The 14,837-nt window shown below is 73.4% G+C and carries 15 protein-coding genes; 8 read left to right on the forward strand and 7 right to left on the reverse strand.

Annotation, left to right across the window (positions count from 1 at the left end; translation table 11 throughout):
• Positions 1-117 precede the first annotated feature (117 nt).
• Positions 118-567 carry a MarR family winged helix-turn-helix transcriptional regulator gene (locus tag ACZ6ZR_RS07245; RefSeq protein ID WP_465640270.1) on the reverse strand — a complete coding sequence of 150 codons (450 nt, stop codon included), beginning with the start codon at positions 565-567 and terminating at the stop codon, positions 118-120.
• A gap of 129 nt (positions 568-696) precedes the next feature.
• On the opposite strand from ACZ6ZR_RS07245, the gene ACZ6ZR_RS07250 reads away from it, so the two are divergent.
• The 5 genes from ACZ6ZR_RS07250 (at position 697) to ACZ6ZR_RS07270 (ending at position 5,493) form a co-directional block, all read left to right on the forward strand.
• Positions 697-2,160, forward strand: a complete 1,464-nt coding sequence (locus ACZ6ZR_RS07250; RefSeq protein WP_465640272.1) for an MFS transporter — start codon at positions 697-699, stop codon at positions 2,158-2,160.
• Between the two features lie 72 nt (positions 2,161-2,232).
• Positions 2,233-3,135, forward strand: a complete 903-nt coding sequence (locus ACZ6ZR_RS07255) for an NAD(P)-dependent oxidoreductase (RefSeq protein ID WP_465640274.1) — start codon at positions 2,233-2,235, stop codon at positions 3,133-3,135.
• 103 nt (positions 3,136-3,238) lie between these two features.
• On the forward strand, positions 3,239-3,652 hold the full coding sequence (locus ACZ6ZR_RS07260; protein ID WP_465640276.1) for a VOC family protein: 414 nt from the start codon (positions 3,239-3,241) through the stop codon (positions 3,650-3,652).
• A gap of 372 nt (positions 3,653-4,024) precedes the next feature.
• Positions 4,025-4,189: a hypothetical protein gene (locus ACZ6ZR_RS07265; protein ID WP_465640278.1), complete on the forward strand. Its 165-nt coding sequence runs from the start codon at positions 4,025-4,027 to the stop codon at positions 4,187-4,189.
• Positions 4,190-4,482: 293 nt separating this feature from the next.
• Positions 4,483-5,493 (forward strand): isopenicillin N synthase family dioxygenase, encoded by a 1,011-nt coding sequence (locus ACZ6ZR_RS07270; protein WP_465640280.1) that lies wholly within the window; start codon positions 4,483-4,485, stop codon positions 5,491-5,493.
• Here the strand turns inward: ACZ6ZR_RS07270 and ACZ6ZR_RS07275 are convergent, their stop codons facing one another.
• The gene (locus ACZ6ZR_RS07275) at positions 5,494-6,477 is read right to left on the reverse strand and encodes a septum formation family protein (RefSeq protein WP_465640281.1); all 984 of its coding nucleotides are present in this window, start codon (positions 6,475-6,477) and stop codon (positions 5,494-5,496) included. It lies immediately after the preceding gene.
• A 226-nt stretch (positions 6,478-6,703) separates the two neighbouring features.
• On the opposite strand from ACZ6ZR_RS07275, the gene ACZ6ZR_RS07280 reads away from it, so the two are divergent.
• Entirely contained in the window at positions 6,704-7,423 is a 720-nt protein-coding gene (locus tag ACZ6ZR_RS07280; RefSeq protein WP_465640282.1) for a MerR family transcriptional regulator, read from the forward strand.
• 15 nt (positions 7,424-7,438) lie between these two features.
• Here ACZ6ZR_RS07280 and ACZ6ZR_RS07285 read toward each other — a convergent pair whose 3' ends face one another.
• Positions 7,439-8,098: a hypothetical protein gene (locus ACZ6ZR_RS07285; RefSeq protein WP_465640284.1), complete on the reverse strand. Its 660-nt coding sequence runs from the start codon at positions 8,096-8,098 to the stop codon at positions 7,439-7,441.
• Between the two features lie 87 nt (positions 8,099-8,185).
• Positions 8,186-8,539 carry a zinc-binding dehydrogenase gene (locus ACZ6ZR_RS07290; RefSeq protein ID WP_465640285.1) on the reverse strand — a complete coding sequence of 118 codons (354 nt, stop codon included), beginning with the start codon at positions 8,537-8,539 and terminating at the stop codon, positions 8,186-8,188.
• Positions 8,540-8,777: 238 nt separating this feature from the next.
• Between ACZ6ZR_RS07290 and ACZ6ZR_RS07295 the strand changes: the two genes are divergently transcribed.
• On the forward strand, positions 8,778-9,074 hold the full coding sequence (locus ACZ6ZR_RS07295; RefSeq protein WP_465640287.1) for a winged helix-turn-helix transcriptional regulator: 297 nt from the start codon (positions 8,778-8,780) through the stop codon (positions 9,072-9,074).
• An 85-nt stretch (positions 9,075-9,159) separates the two neighbouring features.
• On the forward strand, positions 9,160-10,215 hold the full coding sequence (locus ACZ6ZR_RS07300; protein WP_465640289.1) for an AraC family transcriptional regulator ligand-binding domain-containing protein: 1,056 nt from the start codon (positions 9,160-9,162) through the stop codon (positions 10,213-10,215).
• A 43-nt stretch (positions 10,216-10,258) separates the two neighbouring features.
• On the opposite strand, the gene ACZ6ZR_RS07305 is transcribed toward ACZ6ZR_RS07300, so the two are convergent.
• The 3 genes from ACZ6ZR_RS07305 to ACZ6ZR_RS07315 are packed head-to-tail and all read right to left on the reverse strand — an operon-like array spanning position 10,259 to position 14,836.
• A complete protein-coding gene (locus ACZ6ZR_RS07305) occupies positions 10,259-12,427 on the reverse strand; it encodes a 3-hydroxyacyl-CoA dehydrogenase NAD-binding domain-containing protein (protein WP_465640290.1) in 2,169 nt (722 codons plus the stop codon).
• A 37-nt stretch (positions 12,428-12,464) separates the two neighbouring features.
• The gene (locus ACZ6ZR_RS07310) at positions 12,465-13,679 is read right to left on the reverse strand and encodes an acetyl-CoA C-acetyltransferase (RefSeq protein WP_465640292.1); all 1,215 of its coding nucleotides are present in this window, start codon (positions 13,677-13,679) and stop codon (positions 12,465-12,467) included.
• A 14-nt stretch (positions 13,680-13,693) separates the two neighbouring features.
• Complete coding sequence (locus ACZ6ZR_RS07315) at positions 13,694-14,836, reverse strand: acyl-CoA dehydrogenase family protein (protein WP_465640294.1); 1,143 nt, start codon at positions 14,834-14,836, stop codon at positions 13,694-13,696.
• Position 14,837: the final 1 nt, after the last annotated feature.

Genomic DNA, 14,837 nt, shown 5'->3' on the forward strand with positions numbered 1-14,837 from the left:
CACTTTTCCCCCCCGCCGCCTCCCACCGCACCCCCGGGGTTCTCGGGGGGGCCGCACCCCCCCCGGGGGGCCCGCCCCGCCGGCGTGCGACGACGCGTGATGACGTGTGACGACTCGTCAGGGCCGGGGCCAGGGCCGCCCGGAGATCCGCTCGATCGAGCCGTTGAACCGCTGGAGGTACCCCGCGAAGGCGGCCACGTCCTCCTCGCTCCAGTCGTCGAGCACCGAATCCAGCCCGGCGACGATCTCCGCCCGCTCCAGCTCCAGCGCCCGGCCGCCCTCCGCCGTGACGCGGAACTTGCGGGCGATGCCGCCGCCCTCGTCGGGGATCCGCTCGACCAGACCGGCGCGGGTCATCGCCGCCGTCTGCCGGTTGAGCGTGGAGACGTCGAGCCCGAAGGCCTCGCTCAGCTGACCGATCGTCATCGGGCCCTCCACGCCGAGGCGGCTGAGCAGGATGTATGCGCTGCGGTCCAGCCCGCCCTCCCGCTTGCCGCGCGGGCTCAGGTGGCTGTGCCGGCCGAGCAGCATGGTCTCGAACTCGACCCGCTGAGTGGGCCTCTCCATCGCGCGCTTCCTTCCCGCCGTCACCTCTCCCACCAGCAGGTATACCACGGCCCGTGCACCGTACATGCATTGTGCATGATGCACATCGGATGTACGGTGCACAGACATCTGCCGCCCTGAGGAGACCCCGTGCCGGACACCCCACCCGCGAACACCCACCCCCGCGCCGTCACCGGCGTGCTCGCCCTCGCCGGCATCGTCGCCGCCGTGATGCAGACCCTGGTGGTCCCGCTGATCGGCGACCTGCCCGCGCTGCTCTCCACCAGCGCCTCGAACGCCTCCTGGGTGATCACCGCCACCCTGCTCTCGGCCGCCGTGGCCACCCCCGTCGCCGGACGGCTGGGCGACATGTACGGCAAGCGCCGGATGCTGCTGGTCTCCACCGCGCCGCTGATCGCCGGTTCGGTGGTCTGCGCGCTCTCCTCCTCGGTGCTCCCGATGATCGTCGGGCGCGGTCTCCAGGGCGTCGGCATGGGCATCGTGCCGCTCGGCATCAGCCTGCTGCGCGACCTGCTGCCGCCGGAGCGGCTCGGCTCGGCGATCGCCGTGATGAGCGCCTCGATGGGCGTCGGCGGCGCGCTCGGCCTGCCGTTCTCGGCCGCCGTCGCGGAGCACGCCAGCTGGCGGGTGCTGTTCTGGGTGGCCGCCGCGCTCAGCCTGCTGGTGGCCGTCCTGGTCGCCCGCACCGTCCCCGCCGGACGCTCCGTCAACTCCGCCGCCGGACACACAGCCGACGCCGGACGCTTCGACCTCCCCGGCGCGCTCGGCCTCGGCGCCGGCCTGGTCGCCCTCCTCCTCGCCGTCTCCAAGGGCTCCGACTGGGGCTGGAGCAGCCCCACCACCCTCGGCCTGTCCGCCGCCGCGCTCGCCCTGCTGCTGCTCTGGGGTGCCTGGGAGCTGCGCACCCCCGACCCGCTGGTCGACCTGCGGGTGACCGCCCGGCCGCAGGTGCTGCTCACCAACGCCGCGTCCGTCCTGGTCGGCTTCGCCATGTACGCCCAGTCCCTGGTGGTCCCTCAGCTGCTCCAGCTGCCCGAGGCCACCGGCTACGGGCTCGGCCAGTCGATGATGGCGATGGGCCTGTGGATGGCCCCGGCCGGGCTGGCCATGATGCTGCTCGCCCCGCTCGGCGCCAAGCTCTCCGCCGCCAAGGGCCCCAAGGTCACGCTGGCCGTCGGCAGCCTGGTGATCGCCCTCGGCTACGGCTCCGCCCAGCTGCTGCTCGGCTCCACCTGGGGCCTGCTGCTGGCCTCCCTGGTCTGCAACACAGGTGTCGGCCTCGCGTACGGCGCGATGCCCTCGCTCATCATGGGCGCCGTCCCGCCGCGGGAGACCGCCTCGGCGAACAGCTTCAACACCCTGATGCGCTCCATCGGCAGCTCCGTCTCCGCCGCCGTCATGGGCGTGGTGCTGGCCCAGCTGACCATCGACTTCCACGGCCGCGCGCTCCCCTCCGAGCACGGCTTCCGGATCGCCCTGCTGATCGGCTCCGTCGTCGCCCTGGCCGCGGCCGCCGTGGCCGCCACCATCCCGGCCGCCCGCCCCGCCGCGGCCGTCGGCGCCCCCGCACCGGCCGAGGCCGCCCGGGCCTGACCCACGCCGATCATGACGCCCCGTCAGACGTATGCTCACGGTCGGGGAACCACCGACCGAGAGGGGAACGTCATGTCCGACCGGCTCACCGTCGGTGTGCTCGGCACCGGGATCATGGGTGCGGCGATGGCCCGCAACCTGGCCCGGGCCGGGCACGCCGTCACCGCCTGGAACCGCACCCGCGCCAAGGCCGAACCGCTGGCCGCCGACGGCGTCGCGATCGCGGACACCGCCGCCGAGGCCGTCGAGGGCGCCGACGTGGTGCTGACGATGCTGCACGACGGCGCGGCCGTACTGGCCGCGATGGCGCAGGCCGCACCCGGTCTGCGCCCCGGGGCGCTCTGGATGCAGTCCACCACCGTGGGCCTGGACGACATCGCCGCGCTGGCCGAACTGGCCGCCGCGCACGGCCTGGTGTTCTTCGACGCCCCCGTGCTCGGCACCCGCGCACCCGCCGAGGCCGGTCAGCTCACCGTGCTGGCCGCCGGGCCCGCCGAGCACCGGGCCGGCCTGGCGCCGGTCTGCGAGGCGGTCGGCGCCCGGACGGTGTGGACCGGTGACGACGGCGCGAGCGGCGCCGCCACCCGCCTCAAGCTGGTCGCCAACAGCTGGGTGCTGGCGGCCACCAACGCGGCCGGCGAGGCGCTCGCGCTCTCCCACGGCCTGGGCGTCGACCCGCAGCACTTCCTCGACCTGATCGCCGGCGGCCCGCTGGACATGGGCTACCTGCACGCCAAGTCCGCCCTGATCCTCGGCGACGGCCTCAGCCCGGCCAGCTTCGCCGTCACCACCGCCGCCAAGGACGCCCGCCTGATCGTCGAGGCCGGCGCCCGGCACGGCGTCCGCCTCGACGTGGCCGCCGCCTCGGCCGAACGCTTCGAGCGGGCCGCCGCCCAGGGGCACGGCGACCAGGACATGGCCGCCGCGTACTACGCCAGCTTCGCGCCCGACGCCGAACCCGACCACTCCTCCTGACGGACCGTCGCCCGGGGCCGGACTCGGCAATCGAACATCCGGCCCCCGTGCGGCACTCCGCCCTACTCTCTCCTCCAGGTATCCCGACCCGAGGAGACGTCAGATGACCAAGCCACCCCCGCCCCAGGTCTGGCCCAGCCTGCGCGCGGCCGACGCACCCGCCCTGATCCGCTTCCTGGTGGAGGCCTTCGGCTTCGAGGAGACCGCCGTCTACGCCGAGGGCGACACCGTCCACCACGCCCAGCTCTCCTGGCCGGCCGGCGGCGGCATCATGCTCGGCTCCGTCCGGGGCGGCGACGACGACCCGTGGCCGCTGCGACCCGGCACCTTCGGCGCCTACGTGGTGGTCACCGGCGACCCGGACGCCCTCTTCGCCCGCGCCGTGAAGGCCGGCGCCGAGGTGGTCACCGCACCGCGCGACGTCGACTACGGCAAGGACGGCTCCCGGGACTTCACCGTCCGCGACCCGGAGGGCAACCTCTGGTCCTTCGGCACCTACCCCGGCGAACCACGCTGACCAGCCGTCAGTTCGCCGTTTTGACCGGCCGGTTGCCGCCGCCCCAGGGTCGCGGCAGCCAGCCGTCCGACCGCACGTACGCGCTCCCGGGCATCGGCCGGTTGCTCGCCGAGACCGGCGAGTTCACCGGGCGGGCGCAGAAGCGGTACGACGACGCCGTGCTGATCCTGGAGGCGGTGGTCGAGCACGGCTTCGACTCCCCGCAGGGCCGCGCCTCGGTCGACTACTACCGCGAGCTCGGCCGCCACATGGGGCCTGAGCGACGTCCCGGAGATCTACCGGAAGTTCGAGACCCTGCTCGACGACCCGCTGCGGGAGGCCTTCGGCTACCCCGCCCCGCCGGCCGCCCTGCGCCGGGCCGTCCGGGCCGGGATGCGGCTGCGTGGCCGCTTCGTCCAACTGCTGCCCGCCCGCCGGACACCGCACTTCGCCCGGGACGGGCGGCAGGTCCGCGGCTACCCGAACGGGTACCGGCTGAGCGAGCTGGGCACCTTCGAAGCCGAGGCCCCGGCGAAGTGCCCCTTCCCCCACTCCTGACGACCGGCCCCGGACAGCGCAGTCCCCGGTACTTCCGTCCGTCGGCCGGATCCGTGGCCGTCGCTCACGGAACCGCGCCCGGATGGAGTTGCCGGGGGCCTGACCGGGGGGGCTTGGACCTGATCGCGCGGGGGGCCGACGTCTCGGCCGGCGGGGCGACCCGTCCGGTGTTCCCGGGGTGTACACACAAGTCTCCTCCGGTTTCCGGACAGGTCAACCCCCTCAGCGGAACAAACCCGCACTAGCCTGGTGCTGTGTCCGGTACCAGCGGCACTCATCACGGACGGCAGGCAATGACAGCGCACCTCACGAGTCTTCCGGTCATCGACCTCTCCCTCGCCGACGGCTCGGCCGAGGACCGGTCCCGGCTGCACGACGCGCTGCGCGCGGCCGCCACCGAGGTCGGCTTCTTCCAGCTCGTCGGCCACGGCGTGACGCCGACCGAGACCACCGAGCTGACCGACGCCATGCACGCCTTCTTCGCCCTCCCCGAGGCCGACCGACTGGCCGTCAGCAACCTCAACTCCCCGCACTACCGCGGCTACACCCGCACCGGCACCGAGCGCACCGGCGGCAGCCAGGACTGGCGCGACCAGCTCGACATCGGCGCCGAGCTGCCCCCGCACGTGCCCGGTCCCGAGGAGCAGCCCTACTGGTGGCTGGAGGGCCCGAACCAGTGGCCGCCCGCCCTCCCCGCGCTCCGCCCCGCCGCGCTCAACTGGATCGACCAGCTCGGCAAGGTCGCCGCCAAGCTGCTGCACGAGCTGCTCGCCTCGATCGGCGCCCGCCCCGACTTCTACGACTACGCCTTCGCCGGCCACCCCCACCTGCGGCTCAAGCTGGTCCGCTACCCCGGCACCGCCCCGGACGGGGCGGGCCAGGGCGTCGGCGCGCACAAGGACTACGGCTTCATCACCCTGCTGCTCCAGGACACCGTCGGCGGGCTGGAGGTCCTGCTCCCCGACGACACCTTCCTCGCCGTCCCGCCGATGCCCGGCGCCTTCGTGGTCAACCTCGGTGAGCTCCTCGAGGTCGCCACCGACGGCTACCTCAAGGCCACCCGCCACCGGGTGGTCAGCCCGCCCGGGGCACGCGAGCGGTTCTCCGTCCCGTTCTTCTACAACCCCCGCCTCGACGCCCACATCGAGCCCCTCGACTTCCCGCACGCCCACCACGCCCCCGGCGCCACCCAGGACCCGGCCAACCCGCTCTTCGCCGAGTTCGGCCGGAACGAACTCAAGGGCTACGCGAGGGCCCACCCCGAGGTGACGAAGCGTCACCACCCGGAGCTGCTCTCCGCCTGATCAGGCCTCGGCCCACTCCTCCTGGACCAGCGGCAGCCCCAGGGCGGAGCGGAACCGGGAGTCGGCCTGGCCGAAGAGCCTCAACTTGTCCATCTCCTTGACCAGTTGGCCGGTCTCCGTGGTGGCGGCCGCCCGGTCGGCCTGCTGGGCCTGCAGCTCCAGCTCCGCCCGCAGCGCACCGAGCCGCTCCTTCGGTGCGTCGCCCCAGTGCACGCCCTGCAGCAGGTCCGACTCCACCCTCAGCGCCTTGGCCACGTCCGCCGCGAGCTCCCGGTACTGGGCCGGGGCCTGGGCGGCGTCCTGGTCCGGCCACTGCGCGAGCGCCCGGTTGACCCCGCGCTCGGCCTCCAGGTAGCCGTACTGGTCGGGCTGGTAGGCGCTCGTCGGCCTGCCGATGGCACCCTGCCGGGGCCCCGGCAGGATGTAGTGGCAGAGCACGCCCCGCGCGCCGAGCTTCCAGCTGGCCGGGGTCGGGTGCAGCACGCCGACCCTGGTCCCGTTCGGGATGGACAGCCGGTCGAGCGTGTAGTCGAACTGCCGGTGGCGGCACTGGGCCAGGGCCATCCGGCCCAGCTCCTCGTTACCCGGGTAGTCGGGGACGTCCAGGTCGAAGAGGGCGAACACCTCGGTCCGGTGCGGCTCGGAGCACGGCACCTCCTCGCCCCGCTGCGGCTTCTCCCGGTCGCCGCGCAGGCACTGACCGGGCTCCCATCGGGGCCCCGCCTCGCGGACCCCCTCCTGGAAGCCCTCGCGGAACCCCCGGAGGAGGCTCGGCCCCACGGTCACCGCCAGCACCGTCGCCCCGAGGACGGCGCCGACCGCCACCACGAGGGCGATCCGCGCGCCCCGGCCGAGCCCCCGCCGGGGCTGCCCGGGCAGCCCCGGCGGCGCGAAGCCCGCCTGCACGGACGGTGCGGCGAAGGGGTTCGGCTCCGCCGTGTCGTGGTCCGAACCGTCCGGACGGGCAAAGCCCGAAGTCTCCACTGCTGTGCTCCCCCTGGATGCGCCGCCGGCGGTCGAACGGCTGCGCGAGCGTACCCGATCGACCGGACGGTGGGTCACTCGGTCCGCAGGGCGGCGGCCGTGGTGGTGCGGGCCGCCCAGGTGGCCGAAACCTGAACCCCACTGCTCGGCACCGGCCCGCCCCGAATGGGACACTACTGCTGTCACAGCGGTACTGCCGCGTCCCGATCCGAGCAGGAGGCCCCCCATGGCAGCGCCGGCACCGTCGCAGATGACCGTCGACGAGTTGGCCGCGCGGGCCGGGGTGACGGTGCGGACGCTGCGGTTCTACAGCACCAAGGGGCTGCTGCCGCCGCCGGAGCTGGGGCCGCGGCGGGTGGGGTGGTACGGGGCGGAGCACCTGGGGCGGCTGGAGCTGATCGAGGAGCTGCAGCGGCAGGGGCTGACGCTGGCCGCGATCGAGCGCTACCTGGCCCAACTTCCGGAGGACATCGGCTCCTTGGACCTCGCGTTCCACCGCGGCCTGGTCGCCTCCTGGACCCCCGAGGCAGCCGAGGAGGCGACCCGCGAGCAGCTGGGCCGCCGGGTCGGCCGGGAGCTCTCCGAGGAGGACGTGGACCGGCTGGCCGCGATGGGTGCGGTGCACCGCACCGAGGACCCGGAGCTCTTCAAGATCGAGCCCGGCATGCTGCCGCTCGGCGTCCGGGTGCTGGACGTCCCCATCCCGCTGGAGACCCTGCTCGCCGCCCGCGCCGTGGTCCGCCTGCACAGCCAGGCCACCGCCCACGACCTGCACCGCCTGTTCCGCGACACGGTCTGGCGCCCGTACCGGGAGAGCGAGCCGAGCGAGCAGGAGCTGGAGCGGATGAAGGGCCTGACCGAACAGATCCAACCCATGGTCGTCCAGGCCCTGGTGACGGCCTTCCAGCGTTCGCTGGCCGAGGAGCTCACCCGCCGCGAACCCTGACCGGCGGGCACCGCCTCAACGGGGCCATTCGACCAGGCAGACGGCCCTCCGCTCCGTGTTGAACGACCAGTTCTTGCTGACGGGCACTTCGGTGCGCAGCTCACCGACCCGATTGCCGTGCTCGGCCCGCCACTGCGCGCACCGCTCGGCCGCCTGGCGGTGCAGCACCGCCCCGCCCGGATAGGTGAAGCTGCCGGGCAGCCGGACGGCGGCGTAGACCTCGCCCTCGTGCGGCTCCGTGCACGGGACCGGCAGTACCTGACGGCTGGTCAGGTGGTCCGGCGCGGTGGTGCGGTCGTAGCACCGGCCGACCCCGAGTCCGGCGAGGTCAGCGGTGGGACTCAGCAACAGCCTCCCGCTGAGCAGCAGGTGGCCGACCCACACCGGGGCGAGGACCAGCGCGGCCCAGGCCAGGAACGTGCCGCGCAGGCTCCTGCGCTCCGGCTCCGACAGGGCGATGACTGCGGACGCCACGGCGCCCACCAGGCCGAGCAGCGGGGCCGGCAGGGTGACCAGGGCGAACGCCCCGGCGACCAGCGCGGGGGTGTTCCACTCCCCCACGGCCGCGGCCGCCCCCACCGCCACGGCCTCCGGCCCACGCCGCGAGCGGTGGAGCCGCTCGTACCTGGCCGCACGGACACGTCGAATGCGCTTGCGGCGCTGCCTGGACGACATGCTGACTCCCCCGAGCCCCCGGTCCGCGCGGCCTTGACCGGCCGTGCGGTAGGCCCGATTATCGCCCCGCTCGGGCCTTCTGAGAAGTCACGGCACCAGCACCACCGCACCTCGCCGTCCCGGGCGGGCCGGCAGACGGTGGGCCTCGGCCGCTTCGGCGAGCGGGAGGACGGTGCCGACCCGGAGGGCGAGGCGGCCGTCGGCGGCCAGGGCGCTCAGCCGGGCCAGGGCCACCGCGTCGGCGGCCACCCAGACCTGGGCCACCCGGATGCCGCGCAGGCCGACCGGGGCGCGGCCGGCCGAGAGCGCGACGAAGGCACCCCGGTTGCGGACCGCCCCGAGCGCCTCCACCCCGAGCAGCGCGGCGTCCAACGCCCCGTCCATCCCACCGGGCACCAACTCCCGTACCTGCTCGGCGAGTTCTCCGCCACCCCGGGGCACGAACCACTCCGCGCCCAGCCCGAGCAGCTGCTCCCGGTCCGCCTCCCCGCCTTGGGCCCGGGTGGCTCCACCTCCTCCGCCCTGAGCCGCTCCGGACCTCCGAACGTACGGATGACGACTGCACGCACTGCCACTCCCCTCCACGGGCCGATCACCAACTGCCGCCGACGCCAAGGCCCGTCACGCTCCCCGGGTAAGGACGCACCCCGAGGTGCGTACCGCGCCGGGAGGAGAGCCAGTGCCCACCATGACCGCCGCCCAGCGCCGCGCCGCCGAACGGGCCCGCTACGACGCCTACCCGGCCGAGTGCCCGGCCCGCCACCTGCTGGAGCGGATCGGCGACAAGTGGGTCAGCCTCACCGTCAACGCCCTCGCGGACGGGCCGCTGCGCTACTCGGAACTCCGCGCCCGGCCGGCCGGCCGGGGTCAGCGAGGCGGAACGAGGAGGGCCCTCCGTCCGGGCCCGGTGGGGGTCGGGGCCGGGAGGAGGGCCTCTCGTGGTGGGCGGCTGGGGGGACGCCCGTCACGACGCTAGGTGATCGCGGCGGCGGAACCGAGGACCGAAGGCGTCAACCACCGGACCCCGCACGCCAACGCCGGGCTGGCTATGCTCGGCTCCCATGCCGTCACAGCCGCACGAAGGGACCACGCCCTCGGCGTTCACCAGGGTGAACGCCGGCTGCGCCGAACTGCTGGGCGTCGACCGGGAGCAGTACGGCCAACTGCTGGGCATGGAGCCGGAGCACCTCACCGACGACCGCTACCGGACCCCGGCCGCCACCAACATCCGGATCTGGCAGCTGATGGTCACTCAGGTCCCGTGGACCGAGGTGGCGCAGGCGATGACGCGGCAGTCGCGGCTCGGGAGCTACGGCGTCTGGGACTACCTGATCACCTCCGCCGCCACCCCGCTCGCAGGACTGCGGGACGCCTCCGCGCACCTGGCCGCCATCGCGGACGCCGGGACGGAGGAGGTCCGGATCACCGAGGCGGACGGTCCGGAGGGCGGGGAGATCGTGATCACCCACGCCAACGAGGCCGACCTGACCGACGAGACCGCCGCCGCCATCCGGGCCTTCGCGATGGGCCTGTTCCGCCGCCGGCTCTCCGAGGCCACCGGGCGGGACCTGGTCCCCCTCCGGGTCGCGCTGGCCGCCCGCGCTCCCCGCCGGCACCGGTCGCTGCGCGAGCTCTACGGCGGGGCGCCGGTGGAGTTCGACGCCCCGATCTCCTCGGTCACCTTCGCCGCCGCCGATCTGACGGCCGCCAACCCCCTTGCCCAGCCGGGGCTTTCGGCCGTGCTGCGGGCACACGCGGAGCAGAGCGTGACCACCGCCGTCCCGCTGCACAGCTGGCTGGACCTGCTCCGGATCGCACTCGCGGCGGCGGAGCGGGAGGAGGGCGGGGCGAACCTGGCCGCGGTGGCGCAGCGGCTGTCGATCGGCCCGCGCACCCTCCAGCGCCGGCTGGACGAGCACGGGACCAGTTGGCGCGAGGAGCTGCAGTCCGCCCGCCGGCTGCGCGTCCTGGAGCTGCTGCGGACCACGGAGTTGAGCACCGAGACGATAGCCGCGCGCACCGGTTACGCCGACGCCCGCGCGCTGCGCCGCGCGGTGCGGCGGTGGTCCGGGCACAGCCCGAGCGCGCTGCGCGAACCCGAGGGGCCCGGCGGGTGACTGCTGGAGTCACCGGCCGGGCCCCGAGCGGGCGTCAGAAGGCTCAGAAGGTGCGGCCCTCCGCCGCCATCCGGTCGAGCAGCGCCGGGGGCTCGAAGCGCGCTCCGTAGGCGGCCGCCAACTCCCGGGCCCGGGCGGCGAATCCGCCGACGCCACCCTGGTAGCCGTTGATGTACTGGAGCACGCCGCCGGTCCAGGCCGGGAAGCCGATGCCGAGGATGGAGCCGACGTTGGCGTCCGGCACCGTGGTGAGGACGTTCTCCTCCAGGCAGCGGACCGAGTCGATCGCCTCGGCGAACAGCATCCGCTCCTGCATGTCCCGGAACGGGATCTCCGCGCCGGGGCGGGTGAAGTGCTCGCGCAGGCCCGGCCAGAGCCGGGTGCGCTTGCCGTCCTGGTAGTCGTAGAAGCCCGCTCCGCCGCTGCGCCCGGGGCGGTCGAACTCGGTGACCATCCGGTCGAAGACCTCGTCGGACGGGTGGCCGGGCCACTCGCCGCCGGCCTCCTCGACGGCGCGGCGGGCCTCGTCGCGGATCTTGCGCGGCAGGGTGAGGGTCAGCTCGTCGAGCAGCGAGAGCACCTTGGCGGGGTAGCCGGCCTGGGCGGCGGCCTGCTCGATCGAGGCGGGCTCCAGACCCTCGCCGACCATCGCCACGCCCTCGCTGATGAACTGTCCGATCACCCGGGAGGTGAAGAAGCCGCGCGAGTCGTTCACCACGATCGGGGTCTTCTTGATCTGCTGGACCAGGTCGAAGGCGGCGGCCAATGCCTCGTCGCCGGTCTGCGGGCCCCGGATGATCTCGACCAGCGGCATCTTGTCGACCGGCGAGAAGAAGTGCAGGCCGATGAAGTCGGCCGGGCGCTCGACGCCCTCCGCGAGCAGGCCGATCGGCAGGGTGGAGGTGTTGGAGCAGAGCAGCGCGTCGGGCGCGACCACGCCCTGGACCTCCTGGAACACCTTGTGCTTGAGCTCGGTGTTCTCGAAGACCGCCTCGATCACGGTGTCGCAGCCGGCCAGGTCGGCGGCCTCGGCGGTGGGGGTGATCCGGGCCAGGAAGGCGTCCCGGTCCTCGGCGGTCATCCGGCCGCGGGCCACCTGCTTCTCCAACAGGGCGGCGGAGTAGGCCTTTCCGCGCTCGGCGGCCTCCACCGTGACGTCCTTGAGGAAGACGGTGAGCCCGGCCTTGGCGCAGGAGAAGGCGATGCCCGCGCCCATCATCCCGGCGCCCAGCACGGCGACCTTCGAGGCCTTCCGCCTCGGCGGCGAAGCCGGGCGGCTGGCACCGGAGTTGACGGCCTGCATGTCGAAGAACAGCGCCTTGATCATGTTCTTCGAGGTCTGCCCGCAGGCCAGCTCGGTGAAGTAGCGGGCCTCGATCACGAAGGCGTTGTCCACGTCCACCTGGGAGCTCTCCACCGCGGCGGCCAGCACGTTGCGCGGGGCCGGGTAGGGGGCGCCGTTGATCTGCTTGCGCAGGTTGGCCGGGAAGGCGGGCAGGTTGGCGGCGAAGGCGGGGGTGGACGGGGTGCCGCCGGGGATCTTGTAGCCCTTGACGTCCCAGGGCTGGACGGCGGTCTCGTGGGCCTCCACCCAGGCGCGCGCCTTGGCGAGCAACTCGTCGGCATCAGCCACCAGTTCGTCCACCAGGCCGATCTCCAGCGCCTGCGCCGGACGGTACTGGCGGCCCTGCAGCAGCACCTTCAGCAGCGCGTCGGTGATGCCGAACATCCGGACGGCGCGGACCACACCGCCACCGCCGGGCAGCAGACCGAGCGTCACCTCGGGCAGGCCGATCTTGCTGCCGGGCGCGTCCAGCGCGATCCGGTGGTGGCAGGCCAGCGCCAGCTCCAGGCCGCCGCCGAGGGCGGCCCCGTTGATCGCCGCGACCACCGGCTTGCCGAGCGTCTCCAGGGTGCGGAGCGAGCGCTTGATCCGCATCGAGTTGTCGAACACCCGCTGGGCGTCCTCTGGTTGAGCAGCGGAAATCAGCCGCAGGTCGCCGCCGGCGAAGAAGGTCTTCTTGGCGGAGGTGATGATCACGCCGCGCAGACCGCCCTGGTCGGCGAGGTCCTTGAGGCGCTGGACGGTCTCCTCGAAGGCGGCCGTGAAGGCGGCATTCATGGTGTTGGCGGACTGGTCCGGGTCGTCGAGCACCAGGGTGACCACACCGGCCTGGTCCTGCTCCCAGCGGATGGGGGTGACGGAAGTCATGAGAGAGGGTCTCCAGAAGTCCAGAAGTGTCGGGTGGTCAGATGCGCTCGATGACGGTGGCGATGCCCATGCCACCGCCGACGCACAGGGTCACCAGGCCGTAGCGCTGGTCGCGGCGCTCCAGCTCGTCCAGCACCGTGCCGATCAGCATCGCGCCGGTGGCGCCCAGCGGGTGGCCGAGCGCGATCGAGCCACCGTTGACGTTCACCTGGTCCGGGCGGAAGCCGAGCTCGCGGACGAAGCGCAGGGCGACGGCGGCGAAGGCCTCGTTGATCTCCACCAGGTCGATGTCGGCCGCGGTCAGCCCGGCCTTGGCGAGGGCCTTGCGGGTGGCCGGGGCGGGGCCGGTGAGCATGATGGTGGGCTCGGAGCCGGAGACGGCGGCCGAGACGATCCGGCCGCGCGGGCGCAGCCCGTACCGCTCGCCGACCTCCTTGGAGCCGATCGCGACCAGGGCCGCGCCGTCCACGATGCCGGAGGAGTTGCCCGCGTGGTGGACGTGGTCGATGGCCTCCACCCAGTGGTACTTCTGCAGCGCGACGGCGTCGAAGCCGCCCATCTCGCCGATCGCGGCGAACGAGGGCTTCAGCCCGGCCAGGGTGTCCACGGTGGTGCCCGGGCGGATGAACTCGTCGCGCTCCAGCACCACCAGGCCGTTGCGGTCGCGGACCGGCACCACCGAGCGGTCGAACAGGCCGTCGGCCTGCGCCTTGGCGGCCCGGGCCTGGGACTCGGCGGCGAAGGCGTCCACGTCGGTGCGGGAGAAGCCCTCGATGGTGGCGATCAGGTCGGCGCCGACGCCCTGCGGGATGAAGGAGGTCTCGTACGCGGTCATCGGGTCGGCGAACCAGGCGCCGCCGTCGGAGCCCATCTTCACCCGGCTCATCGACTCCACGCCGCCGGCCAGGATCAGGTCCTCCCAGCCCGAACGGATCTTGGCGGCGGCCATGTTGACCGCCTCCAGGCCGGAGGCGCAGAAGCGGTTCTCCTGCACACCGGCCACGGTGTCCGGCAGGCCGGCCGCGATGGCGGCGACCCGGGCGATGTCGGAGCCCTGGTCACCGATCGGGCTGACCACGCCGAGCACGATGTCGTCGATCGCGGCCGGGTCCAGGCCGGGGAGGCGGCGCTGGATCTCGTGGATCAGGCCGACCACCAGGTCGATCGGCTTGGTGGCGTGCAGCGAACCGTTGGCCTTGCCCCGGCCGCGCGGGGTGCGGATCGCCTCGTAGACGTACGCTTCGGTGGTCACGATGTGAGTGCCTTTCAGCCGAGGATGGAGCGGCCGATGATCTCTTTCATGATCTCGGTCGTGCCGCCGTAGATGGTCTGGATGCGGCCGTCGGTGAACGCCCTGGCGACCGGGTACTCCGTCATGTAGCCGTAGCCGCCGTGCAGTTGGAGGCAGCGGTCGGCGGTGCGCTTCTGCAGCTCGGTGGCCCACCACTTGGCCATCGAGGCGTCCACCGGGGTGAGCGCCCAGCGGTTGTGCTCGGTGATGCAGCGGTCCACGAAGGTCCGGGTGACGGCGCACTCGGTGGCCAGCTCGGCGATCTCGAAGCGGATGTGCTGGAGCTTGGCCAGCGGGCGCCCGAAGGCGGTGCGCTGCTTGACGTACTCGGTGGTGATCTCCACCAGGTACTCGGCGCCGGCGATCGCGGCCACCGCGATGGCCAGGCGCTCCTGGGCGAGGTTGCGCATCAGGTAGAAGAAGCCCTGGTCCACCTCGCCGAGCAGGTTCTCCTTGGGGACCCGGACGTCCTGGAAGAACAGCTCGGCGGTGTCCTGGGCCTTCTGGCCGATCTTGTCGAGGTTGCGGCCGCGCTCGAAGCCGGGCATCCCGCGCTCGACCACCAGCAGGCTGAGGCCGTGCGCGCCGCCCTCCTCGGTGGTCTTGGCGACCACCACGACCAGGTCGGCCAGGATGCCGTTGGAGATGAAGGTCTTGGCGCCGTTCAGCAGGTAGTGGTCGCCCCTGTCCTCGGCCCGGGTGGTGATGCCCTGGAGGTCGGAGCCGGTGCCGGGCTCGGTCATCGCGATCGCGGTGACCAGCTCGCCGGAGCAGAAGCCGGGCAGCCAGCGGCGCCTCTGCTCCTCGGTGGCCAGCTGGGTGAGGTAGGGGCCGATGATGTCGTTGTGCAGGCCGATCGCCAGGCCGCTGGCCCCGGCCCGGGTGAACTCCTCGGCCAGCACGGCCGGGTAGCGGAAGTCGGGCTCGCCGCCCCCGCCGTACTCCTCCTCGACGGCCAGGCCGAGCAGGCCCTGCCGCCCGGCGGCCAGCCAGGCCGAGCGGTCGACGATGCCGTCCTTCTCCCAGCGGTCGTGGTGCGGCAGCACCTCCTTGGCCAGGAAGGCGCGGACGGTCTCGCGGAACGCCTCGTGCTCCTCGGTGTAGATCTCGCGCTGCACG

It is taken from the genome of Kitasatospora sp. NPDC088742, assembly GCF_055584905.1.

Bases quoted from the DNA above. Each gene is read 5' to 3' on its own strand.
- ACZ6ZR_RS07265 (WP_465640278.1), top strand. From the start codon at position 4,025: ATGCGGCTGCGTGGCCGCTTCGTCCAACTGCTGCCCGCCCGCCGGACA.
- ACZ6ZR_RS07285 (WP_465640284.1), bottom strand. From the start codon at position 8,098: ATGTCGTCCAGGCAGCGCCGCAAGCGCATTCGACGTGTCCGTGCGGCC.
- ACZ6ZR_RS07260 (WP_465640276.1), top strand. From the start codon at position 3,239: ATGACCAAGCCACCCCCGCCCCAGGTCTGGCCCAGCCTGCGCGCGGCC.
- ACZ6ZR_RS07280 (WP_465640282.1), top strand. From the start codon at position 6,704: ATGGCAGCGCCGGCACCGTCGCAGATGACCGTCGACGAGTTGGCCGCG.
- ACZ6ZR_RS07300 (WP_465640289.1), top strand. From the start codon at position 9,160: ATGCCGTCACAGCCGCACGAAGGGACCACGCCCTCGGCGTTCACCAGG.
- ACZ6ZR_RS07270 (WP_465640280.1), top strand. From the start codon at position 4,483: ATGACAGCGCACCTCACGAGTCTTCCGGTCATCGACCTCTCCCTCGCC.
- ACZ6ZR_RS07245 (WP_465640270.1), bottom strand. From the start codon at position 567: ATGGAGAGGCCCACTCAGCGGGTCGAGTTCGAGACCATGCTGCTCGGC.
- ACZ6ZR_RS07305 (WP_465640290.1), bottom strand. From the start codon at position 12,427: ATGACTTCCGTCACCCCCATCCGCTGGGAGCAGGACCAGGCCGGTGTG.
- ACZ6ZR_RS07255 (WP_465640274.1), top strand. From the start codon at position 2,233: ATGTCCGACCGGCTCACCGTCGGTGTGCTCGGCACCGGGATCATGGGT.